This is a genomic window from Kitasatospora sp. NRRL B-11411 (assembly GCF_000721345.1).
Classification (GTDB): Bacteria; Actinomycetota; Actinomycetes; order Streptomycetales; family Streptomycetaceae; genus Kitasatospora; species Kitasatospora cineracea.
Genome location: NZ_JOGH01000055.1, coordinates 1 through 12,898, shown reverse-complemented (window position 1 = coordinate 12,898; position 12,898 = coordinate 1). Strand labels below are relative to the sequence as shown.

The window sequence follows — 12,898 nt, the reverse complement described above, 5'->3', positions numbered from 1 at the left end:
ATGCTGGGACGCACCATCTTCATCGACCCGGGCCGCTGCATCGGCTGCCAGGCCTGCGTGTCGGCCTGCCGCGAGTGCGACTCGCACCGCGGCAAGTCGATGATCCACCTGGACTACCCGGACGAGGGCCACACCGTCGCCTCGCTGCCCACCGTCTGCATGCACTGCGAGGACCCGGTCGCGCCGTGCGCCGAGGTCTGCCCCGCCGAGGCGATCCTGATCACCGCCGACGGCGTGGTGCAGGAGGCCGACCCGACCCGCTGCATCGGCTGCGCGAACTGCGTCAACGCCTGCCCGTTCGGCGTGCCCAAGATCGACCTGGAGGCCAAGCTCCAGATGAAGTGCAACCTCTGCTACGACCGCACCTCCTACGGCCTGGCCCCGATGTGCGCCACCGTCTGCCCCACCGGCGCCCTGTTCTACGGCACCGTCGAGGAACTCCAGGCCGAACGGCCCGGCGTGGACGTCTCCACGCTGTTCGCGTTCGGCGACACCGTGGTCTCCACCGGCGTCGCCATGGTGGTGCCGGGCGAACGGCAGACCCCCGTCCCCGGCGGGACGCTCAACCTGATCGAGGTCAACGGGCGCCCCGCGCCCGGGAACGGAGCGAGGGCGTGACCGGCCCCGGCAACTCCCCCGAGCCGTACGGCACCGCGGACCCGGACGGCCACCGGGCCGAACGGGCCGCGCTCAAGGAACGGATCAGCGCCGACTCGCTGACCACCCGGCGCGACTACCTGCGGATCGTCGCCACCGTCTCCGGCGGCCTGGTGGTCGGCTCCACCGTCGTCTCGGCCGGCGTGCTGCACCGCCACGGCGACGGCAGCGCCGCCCCGCTGAAGGTCGCCGACCGGATCGAGCGCGGCGAGGCGGTCAGCTTCGACTACCCCGGCGAGGACGACCGGGCGATGGCGATCCGGCTGCCCGACGGCACCCTGGTCGGCTACTCCACGGTCTGCACCCACCTGGCCTGCGGGGTGCTCTGGCGGCGCGACCACGGCAGTGACGGCGACCTCTACTGCCCGTGCCACGAAGGGCAGTTCGACTCCCGCACCGGCGAGGTCACCGGCGGACCGCCGCCCCGCCCGCTGCCCAAGGTGGTGGTGGTCGAGGACGCCCAGGGCGCGGTCTGGGCGATCGGCACCGCCCGCTCCGGCGAAGCCGAGGAGGCCGGCCTGTGCCGCGGCCTGACCGCCCGCAACCCGGCCCTCGCCGAGGCCGCCGGCTGCGCCACCCGCCGCAGCGGCCGCTGACCGGCGCGCACGGGACGAACTGACGAGACGTCAACTCGCTTGTGGAGGTGCGTGATGAGCGTTCCCGAAGGCCACTACCCGCAGGGCTACCACCCGGGCAGCGACGAACCCCGGCTCAACCGGCCCGTCCACGAACGGTACCCGCAGATCCGGGCCACCTCCGGCTACGCCGACCCCCGGGTCTCGGCGACCGGCCCCGGCCCCGGCGCGGGCACCGACCAGCAGCCCGAGCGCTCGGCGATCCTGTCCGCCCGGGTCGCCCTCGCCGTCACCATCGTGATCGGCCAGCTGTGGGCGCTGAACACCGCCACCAACGCCTGGATGCGCGGCCAGACCGGCACCGCCTGGTGGTGCACCGGATTCAGTGCCGCGTCCTTCCTGGTCGTCCTGCTCGCCTGGCGGGTCTCACCCAACGACCGCTGACCGCCCGGCCGTTGCCCCCGGTCACGATTCGCCACCACCCGCCCCCACCGCGTTCCGCAACCGGGCGGCGGCCCGTACGCTGTCCCCCTGGTCGCTCCGGCGGCCGACGGGACACACCGCGGGGTGGGCGGCCGACGAGCCGGCACCCGCCGGGTCGCGCGCCGTGCGGGCGCGGGAAGGGCACAGCGCATGACGGAGCACGCCACCACCGAGACGGTCCAGCCCAGGCCGTTCCCCGACCGGCAGGCCGTGCTCCGCGCCGCCGTCCTGGTCCCCGTCACGGTGGCCCACATGCACGACGCCCACCCGCACGGCCCGCTCACCCTCGCCGCCACCGAACCCGTCGGCGCGCACACCGGCGGCCTCGACTGGGACGGGCGGCGCCTGGTCGTCCACCCCGCCCCCGCCACGGTGGTCGGCGCCCGGATCGAGATCCTCACCGTCGGCGACCACCCGCTCGGACACGCCGTCAAAGGCCCCGGCGAGCAGGTGAGTTGGCCGCAGTGGGCCCGCCTCGGCGACACCCCCGTGGCCTGGCACGGACAGCCCGACCTGCTCACCGAGGGCGGCCACTACCCGTGCCGGCTCAACCTCACCGGCGAACAGCGCGCCCTGCTGGTGCAGGCCGAGGGCGAGCACGGCCTCGACTTCAACGAGGCCCTGCTGCGCGTCACCCGCCCGCTCGCCGAGGCCGTCGAGCAGCTGCCCGACGGCCTCGGCCGCACCGAGGCCGTCGAGCGCCTGACCGCCCTGCTGGCCGACCGCGGCGCCCGCTACCTCGTCCCCGCCGACCCGCACCACCTGCCCGGCTGGGAGCCCCACCTGCGCCGCGCCTACCGGGCCCTCGACGCCCAGGCCCGGGCCCGCCGCGACGAACGGCCCACCCCCGCGACCGCCGCCCACCGCCCCGTCCGCTACGACGCCCTGGTGCGGACCGGCCACGACGGCGGGCCGGAGATCGTGCTGACGCCCGTGCTGCGCCGCTCCGGCCAGTGGCTCGCGGCGATGGACCCGACCGCGCTCGATCTGCCCTGCTACGGCAGCGGCGGCGGGGCCGCGGCCGGGTAGTCGGGGGAGACCGGCAGCGGCTGCGGGCGCTGGGCGAGCACCGAGCCGACCAGCAGGCCGACGGCGATCGCCACCACCGTGGTCACCATCGACAGCAGGTCGTGGAACCCCCGCACCGGATGCCCGCCGGCCAGGCTGGTCAGGCCGCGCATCCCCAGCGAGCCCACGGTCAGCGTGAAGAACCCCGGCAGCGCCAGCAGCATCCGCGGCGGCCGCCCCGGCCCGGCCGCCACCACCGTGGCCAGCACCCCCAGCGCCACCGCCGCCGCGAACGTCCCGCCCACCTCCCCGACCAGCTTCGTCGCCCCCGACTGCACCGCCACCGTCAGGTACACCGTCCCCAGCAGCACCGGCAGCAGCCGCCACGGCACCGCGAACGCCAGCACCGTGCCGAGGGTGAACACCACCCAGGACAGGAACGTCGCCCAGCGCGGCAGGTCGGCGTGCGCCGCCACGTCGAACATCGCCGAGGTGTCGCCGCCGGTCGCGTACACCCCGAGCATCACGCCCAGGTACAGCTGCAGCAGCAGGAACACCGCGTACACCAGGCGCACCGCGCCCGTGGTGAGGAAGCCCGCGGCCAGCTCGACGGCCGCCGCCGACAGCAGGTCGCCGGGGACGAAGTAGAACAGCGCCGGGAGCATCAGCAGCACCGCCCCGCCGTGCGCCGGAGTCCGGGCGAACACCTCCAGCACCAGCACCGACACCGCCGTCGCCGCCACCAGCGGCAGCACCCGCGCCAGCCGCGGCCACCGCCCCGCCGCCACCGCCAGCACCGCCGTGACCAGGCCCAGCAGCGCACTGCTGCCGATCTCGTACCAGGTCGGCTGCATCAGCGGCGCGAACCCCACCGTGAACAGCACGATGCCCAGCCCCTTGAGCCACCACGGGTACGGGGCGGGCGCGCCGTCGATCGCCGCCAGCCGCCGCTCCGCCTCCGCGAGGGGGGTGCCGCCCCGTGCGACCCGGTGCGCCCAGGGCTTGAGCGCGGCCACCTTGTCCAGCCGGGCGACGTCCGGGAAGGACCGCACCGCGACCGTCGCCGTGCGGCCGCCCAGCAGCACGGTCAGCGCCGCGCCGTCCGGGACCAGCACCATCGAGGTGCGGGCGCCGAAACCCGCCCCGACCCGCGCCACCGTCCGCTCGACCTCCGAGGCGCCCTCGCCGCTCGCCGCCAGCAGCATCCCGGCCAGCCGCGCCAGCAGCGCCGTCACCTGCTCCAGGGACACCCCGTCGCCGTCCCGCTCCGCGGCCGCCGTCCGTCCGCCGTCCACCATCCGCGCCTCCCGCGCCGCCGAACCCGACACCGGCTCACATCCTCGCCCGGCCCGCGGCGCCCCGCGCGGAGGCGGGCCGCCGACATGCGATGTCCGAAATGTGGTGATACCACTCGAAGGACCTGTGAAGGGAGCCAGTCGATGGACGACTACCCGGCGCTCAACCTGTTCTGGACCATGCTGTGGCTGTTCCTGTGGATCCTGTGGTTCTTCCTGATGTTCAAGGTCCTCACCGACATCTTCCGCAGCCACGACATGGGCGGCTGGGGCAAGGCCGGCTGGACGATCTTCGTGATCCTGCTGCCCTACCTCGGCGTCCTGGTCTACCTGATCGTCCGCGGCAAGGAGATGGGCCAACGCGACCGGGCCCTCGCCGCCCAGGCCGAGGGCGAGTTCCAGGACTACATCCGCAAGGCCGCCGGCACCGACGACCGGAACACCGGACCGCGGCACGTCGACGAACTCGCCCGGCTCGCCGACCTGAAGAACAGCGGCGCGATCTCCGAGGACGAGTTCCGGGCCGCCAAGCAGAAACTGCTCACCTGACACCGCACCGAGCACGGCCCGGGCCGGCGCGGGAACCCCACCCGCACCGGCCCGGGCCCGCGTACCGGGAGCGCCGCACGGCGCACGAGCAGAGCCGGGCAGGAACCCACGCACCCGCCCGGCGGCGGACGGGAGGAGGACCCGGGGTGCCGGAACCCCAGCTGACACCCGAGGCGTTCGACCACGCCGTCGTGGCGATCGCCCTGACCGCCGGAACCGACCACCGGCTGGTCTACTACAACCACGCCTTCCACGCCCTGTTCGGCGACCGCCCGCTCGGCGCACCCGCCCGCGAAGCCTTCACCGAACCCGGCAGCGAACGCTTCCTCGCCACCCTCGACGCCGTCCTCGCCGACGGCACCGCCCGACAGGTCACCGCCCACCGCACCCTCGGCTGCCCCGCCGGCGAACCCACCCACCGCCACTTCGTCTACTCCTGCTCGCCCACCACCACCCGCGAGGGCCCCGGCATCCTCGCCGCCGCCATCGACACCACCGCCGAACTGCACTCCGCCCTCGAAGCCGAACGCCAGTCCGCCGAACGCCTCGAAGCCCTCCAGCGCTACGAGGCCCTGATCGCCGCCGCCGCCCAGATGGTCTGGGTCGCCCGCGCCGACGGCACCGCCAGCGAACTCATGCCCGGCTGGGAGGAGATCACCGGCCAGCCCTTCCCCGAAGCCGCCACCGCCGACGGCTGGCTCGACGTCGTCCACCCCCAGGACCGCGCCGAAACCGCCGCCCGCTGGGCCGCCGCCCTGCGCGAGCTGCCCGCCGTCTTCGACCACACCTTCCGGGTCCGCAGCGCCACCGGCGGCTACCGGCACCTCCGCTCCCGCGCCGTCCCCGTCCCGCACGAGGACCGCGGCACCGAATGGATCGGCACCACCCGCGACATCGAGGACCACTGGCGCGGCCGCCTGCGCGAACGCCTGCTCGCCCGGGCCGGCGCCGTCACCGAGGCCGAACGCGCCGAAGACGCCTTCGCCGCCCTCGCCGCCACCCTCGTCCCCGACCTCACCGACGTCTGCGCCGTCTACCTGCTGCCCGGACCCGACGCCGGCGGCGAAGAGATCGTCGCCACCCGGATCGCCTCCGTCGCCCGCCCCGGACTGCCCCCGCTGCCCCCGCTCGAACGGCAGACCTTCACCCTCGGCCCGCACGCCCGCCGCGCCGTCACCGACCGCACCCCCGCCCTGCTCGACCTCACCGCCGGCGCCTTCCCCACCGGCACCGTCCCCGAGATCTCCGCCCGCTGGCTGCGCGCCGTCCGCGCCACCAGCCTCACCCTGCTGCCCATCGTCGTCGACGGCGCCGTCGTCGCCCTCGCCGCCACCGCCGGCTGCCAGGACGCGCCCCCGCCCGGACCCGCCGACATCGACCTCCAGCACGAAGTCCTGCAGCGCGCCCAGGCCCCGCTGCGCCAGGCCCTCGCCCTGCAGCGCGCCCGGCACGCCGCCGTCGTCCTGCAACGCGCCCTGCTCACCACCCCGCCCCGGCTCGGCGCCGCCGCCGTCGCCGCCCGCTACCAGCCCGGCAGCCGCAACGCCGAGATCGGCGGCGACTGGTACGACGCCTTCGCCCTCCCCGACGGCTCGCTCGCCATCACCATCGGCGACGTGGCCGGCCACGACCTCGCCGCCGCCACCACCATGGGCCAACTGCGCGCCATGCTCCGCTCCATCGCCTACACCCGCGGCCACGCCCACACCCCCGCCGACACGCTGCGCGAACTCGACACCGCCGCCGAGGGGTTGGGCGTCGGCAGCTTCGCCACCGCGGTGCACGCCCGGCTGGTGCGCAACGGCGCCGACGGCGGCTGGGAGATGGAGTGGGCCAACGCCGGACACCCGCCGCCCGTCCTCGTCCCCGTCGACGGGCCGCCCCGGCTGCTGGCCGCCGAGGACGCCGACGTCCCGCTGTGCGTCGACCCCCGCCGCCCCCGGGTCACCCACCGGCACCCCGTCGGGGCCGGCGAGACGCTGCTGCTCTACACCGACGGCCTGGTCGAAGTCCCCGGCGAACACCTCAACGACGGCATCGCCCGGCTCTGCCGCAGCGCCGCCGAAGCCCGCCACCAGCCCCTCGCCGACCTCTGCGACCACCTGGTCGCCCTGGTCGCCGACGTCCGCGACGACATCGCGGTGATCGCCTTCCGGCCCGACCCGCAGGGCCCGGTGCAGGACGGCGCGGCGGGGCACGGCGCGGCGGGGCAGGGCGCGGCGAGCGGCGGAGGGCGGAAGGGGAAGCGGTGGTGAGGGACGAGGGCGGGAGGGACGAGGGCAGGAGGGGCCGCACAGGGAGGAACGGCATGGACGGCGACGGTCGGGACGGCGTGACGGGCAGGGGCGGCGAAGGCGAGGCGCGGGAAGGGGTGGTGCGGGGGCCGGTGGGCAGCGGGGAGGGCGGGCAGGTCGACGCCGCACTGCTCGACGCGCTGTTCGCCCAGGCCCCGATCGGCCTCTACCTGCTCGACCAGGACCTGCGGGTGATCCGCTACAACGGCGCCGCCCGCGGCGTCCGCGGCATGCCCGGCAACGACATCGTCGGCCACCGGCCCGCCGACTTCGCCCCCGGCTTCGACCGGGGCGAACTCGAGGCACTCGCCCGCCACGCCCTCCAGGACGGCGGCTACGTCCGCGAACACCTGGTGCGCGGCCGGATGCCCGCCGACCCCCGGCACGAGATGGTCGGCGCGATCTCCTTCTTCCGGATCCTCTCCGACACCGGCAGCCCCTACCTGGTCGCCGCCGTCGAGGACGTCACCGAACAGCAGACCGCCCTCGACCGGCTCGACATCCTGCACAGCGCCCACCGCAGCCTCGGCGCCTCCCTCGACGCCATCGGCTCCGCCCAGGAACTCACCGACGTCGCCGTCCCGCGCTTCGCCGACTCCGCCACCGTCGACCTGCTCGACGAACCCCTGCGCGGACTGCCGCTGCGCACCGGCCCCATCGACCCCGGCGCCCCGCTGCGCCGGGCCGCCTACCGCTCCGTGCACGGCGCCGGCCCCGCCGGGCCCTCGCCCGGCCCCGTCCCGCACGGCGCGCTGTCCACCTACGGGGCGCCGACGCCCTACAGCCAGGCGCTCGAGGACGGGCGGCCCCGGCTGATCCGCGGGCTGGGCGGCGAGGAGCAGTGGCTGGCCTCCGACCCCGAGCGGGGACGACGGCTGACCGGGCTCGGCGTGCACTCGATGATCGTCGCGCCGCTGGTGGTGCACGACGCCGTGCTGGGCGTGCTGGCGCTCTACCGGCACCGGCGCCCGGAGCCGTTCGACCAGGACGACCTGGAACTGGCCGTCGAACTCGCCTCGCGCGGCGCGATGTCCATCGACAAGGCCCGCAGCTACGCCCGGGAACGCTCGATCGCCACCACCCTGCAGCGCCAACTGCTGCCCCGGGAACCGGTGGAGCTGAGCGCCGTGCAGAGCGCGCACGTGTACCTGCCCGGCGTGGTCGGGCCGGGCGGCGACTGGTACGACGTGGTGCCGCTGTCCGCCGCCCGGGTCGGGCTGGCGATCGGCTCGGTCACCGGCACCGGGATCGAGGCCGCCGCCGTGATGGGACAGGTCCGCACCGCGCTGCGGACGCTGGCCGTCCAGGACCTCGCGCCGGACGAGCTGCTGGTGCGGCTGGACGACGCGGCCCGGGTGCTGACCGACGAGCAGCGGGGCAGCCTGCCGGCCGGTGCGGACAGCCTGCCGGACGGGCTGGCGTCCTGCCTGTACCTGGTCTACGACCCGATCGGCCGGACCTGCACCGCCGCCTCCGCCGGACACCCCGGGCCGGTCGTGGTCGGCCCCGACGGCGTGCCGGTGCCGTTCCCGGTCGAGCCCGGGCTGCCGCTGGGCTGCGGCGACGGCTGCTACGAGACGCGGGTCGCGGAACTGCCGGTCGGTAGCGTCCTGGCGCTGTACACCAACGGGCTGATGTCCGGGCCGCCGCGGCGGACGGGGGCCGGGGAGGGGACGGGGGGCAGGGAGGGGACGGGGGCGGAGCGCGGCGGGTTGGACGAGGTGCTGCCGGTCGGGCCGGGGGAGGGGCGGCGGGCGGTGCTGCAACGGGTGCTGGCCCGGGCCGGCGAGGAGGAGCTGGCGCAGCTGTGCGACCAGGCGGTGTACGCGCTGCTGCCGGAACGCCAGCGCGAGGACGCCGTGCTGCTGCTGGTGCGCACCCTGGGGCTGCCGGACGACAAGGTCGCGGTGTGGACCCTGCCGGAGGACCCGGCGGTGGTGCGCACCGCCCGGCGGCTGGCCGAACACCAGCTCGCCGCCTGGGGGTTGACGGAGCTGGAGTTCGCCACCGACCTGATCGTCAGCGAGCTGGTGACGAACGCGATCCGGTACGGGAAGTCGCCGATCCGGCTGCGGCTGATCAACGACCGGGGCCTGATCTGCGAGGTGTCGGACAGCTCCGACAGCACCCCGCACCTGCGGCGGGCCAAGTCCACCGACGAGGGCGGCCGGGGGCTGTTCATCATCGGGCAGCTGGCGCAGCGCTGGGGCACCCGGTTCGCCCGGCACGGGAAGACCATCTGGGCGCAGCAGGAGCTGCCGGAGGGGGAGGGAGAGAGGCAGGAGGGGGAAGGGGAGTTGCCCGGATAGCGGGGGGAGGCGGCCGCCCCGGGCAAGGGCGGCCGCCCGTGTGTCTCAGGGGTGGGTTTCAGAGGCGGGTCTCAGGGGCGGGTCTTGGGGGCGTTCTCCGCCGTCCGGGCCGGGTCGAACTCGGCGACGGGGGACAGGATCTCGTCCATCCGGGCGAGCAGGGCGGGCTCCAGCTTCACGCCCGCGGCCTTGACGTTCTCAGTGACCTGCTCGGGGCGGGAGGCGCCGATGATCGCGGCGGAGACGTTCGGGTTCTGCAGCACCCAGGCGACGGCGAGCTGGGCGAGAGACAGGCCGGCCTCCGCGGCGAGCGGCTGCAGCAGCTGGACGCGCTCCAGCACCTCGGGCCGCAGCCAGCGGGCGACGAAGTTCGCGCCGCCCTTCTCGTCGGTGGCCCGGGAGCCGGCCGGGGGCTCGGCGCCCGGCTTGTACTTGCCGGTCAGCACGCCCTGTGCGATCGGCGACCAGACCACCTGGCCGATGCCCAACTCCTCGCAGGTGGGCACCACTTCACCCTCGATGACCCGCCACAGCGCGCTGTACTGGGGCTGGCTGGAGACGAACGGGACGCGCAGCTCGCGGGCCAGCGCGTAGCCGGCCCGGATCTGGGCGGCCGTCCACTCGGAGACGCCGATGTACAGCGCCTTGCCGGAGCGGACCACGTCGGCGAACGCCTCCATGGTCTCCTCCAGCGGGGTGGAGGGGTCGTAGCGGTGGGCCTGGTAGACGTCCACGTAGTCGGTCTGCAGGCGGCGCAGCGAGCCGTCGATCGACTCCATGACGTGCTTGCGCCCCAGGCCCCGGTCGTTGCGGCCGGGGCCGGTCGGCCAGAACACCTTGGTGAGGATCTCCAGCCCCTCGCGGCGCTCGCCCTTCAGGGCCCGGCCGAGGACCGACTCGGCGCGGGTCTCGGCGTAGACGTCGGCGGTGTCGAAGGTGGTGATCCCGGCGTCGAGGGCGGCGCGGATGCAGGCGCCCGCGGTCTCCTCCTCGACCTGCGAGCCGTGGGTGAGCCAGTTCCCGTACGCGATCTCACTGATGATCAGGCCGCTGCGGCCCAGGTGGCGGAATTCCATGACCCGTACCGTACGTCAGCGGCGGCGGAGCGGGTGGTACCGGCGCCGGGACGGGGCAGGGGCGGGTGCCGTCGGGGCGAGGGGCGAAGGTCGTCGGAGGGAGGGGCGGAGGTCGTCGGCGGGAGGGGCGGAGGTCGCCGGGGCCGGGCCTTTGGGCCCTACCGGGCGGGGCGGGGCCGGGCGCAGGCTCAAGACACGGACGTGTGGGATCCGACGAGGATGCGGCGAGGAGTGATCCGCGATGACCGGGTCGACGGCGGGAACGATGGACGGGGTGCCGGGCGGGCCGAGCCCGGCGGAGCTGCGGGAGCTGGTCGCGGCGGCCGGGGCCGCGCCGTCGCTGCACAACGCGCAGCCGTGGTGGTTCCGGCCGGCCGGGGACGGGCCCGGGATGCTGGTGTTCGCCGACCCGGCGCGGGCGGTGCCGCTGGCGGACCCGGACGGGCGGGGCATGCTGCTGTCGGTCGGGGCGGCACTGTTCAACCTGCGGGTGGCGGCGGCCCGACTCGGCCTGCCCGTCGAGGAGTTGGACCTGGCGCCGGGACCGGTCGAGCCGGCCGAACCGGTCGCGGTGGTGCGCTTCGGGCCGCGCGGAGCAGCCCAGGAGCCTTTTGAACTGGCCGAGTTGGCCGAGGCGATCGGCCAACGGCACTCCAGTCGCGAGCCGTTCGGGAACCGGGACGTGCCCGAGGCGGTGATCGGCGAGCTGATCGCGGCCGCCGCCGACGAGGACACCGTGCTGGACGTGCTGGAGGAGGCCGGGGCGCGCCGGGTGCTGGCGCTGACCGCGGAGGCCGAGGCCCGGATCGCCGGGGACGCCGCCCGCCGGGCGGAGACCGGGAGTTGGCTGCGCGCGGCCCCGGCCGCCCGCACCGGGGACGGCATCCCGGAGCGGGCGCTCGGCCCGCAGGACCACGAAGCCCGGGTCCCCGTACGGGACTTCGCCGGTCGCGGACCCGTGCACGCGCAGCGCTTCGAGGCGCTGCCGCAGCTGGCGACCATCGCCACCCGGGGCGACACGGTGGCGGACTGGCTGCGGGCCGGGCAGGCGATGGAACGGGTCTGGCTGGTGGCGACCGCCCGCGGGCTGCGGGTCTCGGTGCTCCACCAGGCCGTCGAACTGCCGGAGACCCGTTGGCGGTTGCGCGACCCCGACAGTGGCATCGGCACCGTCCAGGTGGTGCTGCGGGTCGGCTACGGCCCGCCCGGGGCGGCCACCCCGCGCCGGAGCGTCGACGACCTGCTGCGCGACCCGGCCGGGGACCGCTAACGGCGCCCCGTTCGGGAGGGGTGCCGGCTGTTGTCGGTGGGCGGGGGCATCATCGGCCGGAGGACTTCCCCAGTGGACCCGGTGGACGGAGCGGCGGCATGGCGATCACGAACGAGCGGATGGCGGGGTACGAGTTCCTGCGCCCGATGCGCGGGGACGGGTACTACCCGGCGCACCTGGTGGCCAAGGGCGGCGACATCCTGCACGCGCTGTGCGAGCGGATCGAGGCCGAACCACCGCGCAGCCTTGAGGAGTTGTACGTGCTGACGCACGCCGCGACGGAGCAGTTCAACCTGCTGGCGGAGGAGTTCTACGCGGCCGACAGCGAGATCGAGACCGTCGCGCGCGACACGATCGCGGTGGACTTCGGGTACCTCGCCGGGGCGTACGGCTTCCCGGACGCCGACCTGGAGGAGCTGGTCGAACCCCGCGACTGGTGAGGCCGCGGGGCCGGTCCGGGGGCGCTCAGCGGGTGGCGGACGCCAGCAGGGCGCGGTGCGGGAGCAGCAGGGCGTCCGGCTGCGCCGGGTCGGTGCGGTACTCCTCGGCGAGCCGCTCGTAGTGGCGGCGGGCCTCGGCCCGGACGGCGGGCGGCTGGGCGAGCAGGGTCAGTCCGACGGTGGCGACCCCGGCCGCCGGGCCGCTCCACCACTCGTCCAGGGTGGTGGCGTGGTCGAAGTCGAGGGTGCGGCCGTGGGCGTCGCGCAGCCCGGCGGCGGTGAGCAGCCCGGCCAGCCCCTCGGGGGTGCGGGTGAAGTCGTCGGCCGGGTCGAGCGGCCCCAGGTGCGGCGGGCGGACCGCGCCGGCCGCCTGCAGGGCGCGCGGGAGCAGCGTCTGCCCCGGCGCGGGGCTGCCCGACCAGATGGTGACGGCGAGCCGCCCGCCCGGGCGCAGCACGCGCCGCATCTCGGCCAGTGCGAGCAGCGGCCGACCGACGTGGTTGAGGACGAAGTTGGCCACCACCACATCGAACTCGCCGTCCGGGAACGGCAGTTCGGGGAGGGTGGCGAGGCCGCTGCGGGCCTGCGGGACGTTGCGGCGGACGAGTTCGAGCATGCTCGGCTCGGCGTCGACGGCGGTGACCAGGGCGCCGCGGGCCACTGCCGCCGCGGCGACGGTGCCCGGCCCGGTGCCGACGTCCAGCACCCGGTGGTGCGCGGACACGCCTGCCGCGTCCAGGAGCCGGCCCGCCGGGCGGGCGCAGAGCCGGCCGAACGAGGCGGCGTAGACGGCGCCGTGCCCGGCCCAGGCGGTGCGTTCGTTGGCGTCGAAGGCCGTGGTCGATGGTGCGCTCTGCGGCACAAGTACCCCCTCGTTCCGGTGCTCCGTGGACGATCGTAGCGAGGAGGGCGGGAGGGGCGGGGCGGGGGGGGGGACGGCGG

Annotated in this window: 12 protein-coding genes; 9 read left to right on the top strand and 3 right to left on the bottom strand. The window is 75.6% G+C overall.

Annotation, left to right across the window (positions count from 1 at the left end):
* The 4 genes from IH44_RS0123200 (at position 1) to IH44_RS0123185 (ending at position 2,744) form a co-directional block, all read left to right on the top strand.
* Positions 1-618, top strand: a complete 618-nt coding sequence (locus IH44_RS0123200) for a 4Fe-4S dicluster domain-containing protein (protein WP_030461622.1) — start codon at positions 1-3, stop codon at positions 616-618.
* On the top strand, positions 615-1,253 hold the full coding sequence (locus tag IH44_RS0123195) for a ubiquinol-cytochrome c reductase iron-sulfur subunit (RefSeq protein ID WP_051817214.1): 639 nt from the start codon (positions 615-617) through the stop codon (positions 1,251-1,253). Before IH44_RS0123200 ends, IH44_RS0123195 begins: the two co-directional genes overlap by 4 nt.
* Before the next feature lie 54 nt (positions 1,254-1,307).
* Entirely contained in the window at positions 1,308-1,676 is a 369-nt protein-coding gene (locus tag IH44_RS0123190; RefSeq protein WP_030461620.1) for a hypothetical protein, read from the top strand.
* Positions 1,677-1,865: 189 nt separating this feature from the next.
* Positions 1,866-2,744 carry a hypothetical protein gene (locus IH44_RS0123185; protein ID WP_030461619.1) on the top strand — a complete coding sequence of 293 codons (879 nt, stop codon included), beginning with the start codon at positions 1,866-1,868 and terminating at the stop codon, positions 2,742-2,744.
* On the opposite strand, the gene IH44_RS49155 is transcribed toward IH44_RS0123185, so the two are convergent.
* Positions 2,711-4,051 (bottom strand): threonine/serine exporter ThrE family protein, encoded by a 1,341-nt coding sequence (locus IH44_RS49155; protein WP_255358107.1) that lies wholly within the window; start codon positions 4,049-4,051, stop codon positions 2,711-2,713. The genes IH44_RS0123185 and IH44_RS49155 overlap by 34 nt on opposite strands.
* A 111-nt stretch (positions 4,052-4,162) precedes the next feature.
* Between IH44_RS49155 and IH44_RS47365 the strand changes: the two genes are divergently transcribed.
* From IH44_RS47365 to IH44_RS0123165, 3 genes are all read left to right on the top strand, one after another.
* Complete coding sequence (locus tag IH44_RS47365) at positions 4,163-4,567, top strand: SHOCT domain-containing protein (protein ID WP_030461617.1); 405 nt, start codon at positions 4,163-4,165, stop codon at positions 4,565-4,567.
* Between the two features lie 146 nt (positions 4,568-4,713).
* The gene (locus tag IH44_RS0123170; RefSeq protein ID WP_051817213.1) at positions 4,714-6,822 is read left to right on the top strand and encodes a SpoIIE family protein phosphatase; all 2,109 of its coding nucleotides are present in this window, start codon (positions 4,714-4,716) and stop codon (positions 6,820-6,822) included.
* A 53-nt stretch (positions 6,823-6,875) separates the two neighbouring features.
* Entirely contained in the window at positions 6,876-9,170 is a 2,295-nt protein-coding gene (locus IH44_RS0123165) for a SpoIIE family protein phosphatase (protein WP_081967058.1), read from the top strand.
* Positions 9,171-9,241: 71 nt separating this feature from the next.
* Here IH44_RS0123165 and IH44_RS0123160 read toward each other — a convergent pair whose 3' ends face one another.
* Positions 9,242-10,246 carry an aldo/keto reductase family protein gene (locus IH44_RS0123160; RefSeq protein WP_030461614.1) on the bottom strand — a complete coding sequence of 335 codons (1,005 nt, stop codon included), beginning with the start codon at positions 10,244-10,246 and terminating at the stop codon, positions 9,242-9,244.
* A 241-nt stretch (positions 10,247-10,487) separates the two neighbouring features.
* Between IH44_RS0123160 and IH44_RS0123155 the strand changes: the two genes are divergently transcribed.
* Positions 10,488-11,516, top strand: coding sequence for a nitroreductase family protein (locus IH44_RS0123155; RefSeq protein WP_232795052.1), 1,029 nt, complete (start codon positions 10,488-10,490; stop codon positions 11,514-11,516).
* A gap of 98 nt (positions 11,517-11,614) precedes the next feature.
* Positions 11,615-11,956, top strand: coding sequence for a DUF5713 family protein (locus IH44_RS0123150; RefSeq protein WP_030461612.1), 342 nt, complete (start codon positions 11,615-11,617; stop codon positions 11,954-11,956).
* A gap of 25 nt (positions 11,957-11,981) precedes the next feature.
* Here the strand turns inward: IH44_RS0123150 and IH44_RS0123145 are convergent, their stop codons facing one another.
* A complete protein-coding gene (locus IH44_RS0123145) occupies positions 11,982-12,818 on the bottom strand; it encodes a class I SAM-dependent methyltransferase (RefSeq protein ID WP_030461611.1) in 837 nt (278 codons plus the stop codon).
* Positions 12,819-12,898: the final 80 nt, after the last annotated feature.

What these genes read in the sequence shown, in the direction of transcription:
- IH44_RS0123185 (WP_030461619.1), top strand. Translation starts at nt 1,866, where the DNA reads ATGACGGAGCACGCCACCACCGAGACGGTCCAGCCCAGGCCGTTCCCC.
- IH44_RS0123160 (WP_030461614.1), bottom strand. Translation starts at nt 10,246, where the DNA reads ATGGAATTCCGCCACCTGGGCCGCAGCGGCCTGATCATCAGTGAGATC.
- IH44_RS0123150 (WP_030461612.1), top strand. Translation starts at nt 11,615, where the DNA reads ATGGCGATCACGAACGAGCGGATGGCGGGGTACGAGTTCCTGCGCCCG.
- IH44_RS47365 (WP_030461617.1), top strand. Translation starts at nt 4,163, where the DNA reads ATGGACGACTACCCGGCGCTCAACCTGTTCTGGACCATGCTGTGGCTG.
- IH44_RS0123155 (WP_232795052.1), top strand. Translation starts at nt 10,488, where the DNA reads ATGACCGGGTCGACGGCGGGAACGATGGACGGGGTGCCGGGCGGGCCG.
- IH44_RS0123165 (WP_081967058.1), top strand. Translation starts at nt 6,876, where the DNA reads ATGGACGGCGACGGTCGGGACGGCGTGACGGGCAGGGGCGGCGAAGGC.
- IH44_RS0123190 (WP_030461620.1), top strand. Translation starts at nt 1,308, where the DNA reads ATGAGCGTTCCCGAAGGCCACTACCCGCAGGGCTACCACCCGGGCAGC.
- IH44_RS0123200 (WP_030461622.1), top strand. Translation starts at nt 1, where the DNA reads ATGCTGGGACGCACCATCTTCATCGACCCGGGCCGCTGCATCGGCTGC.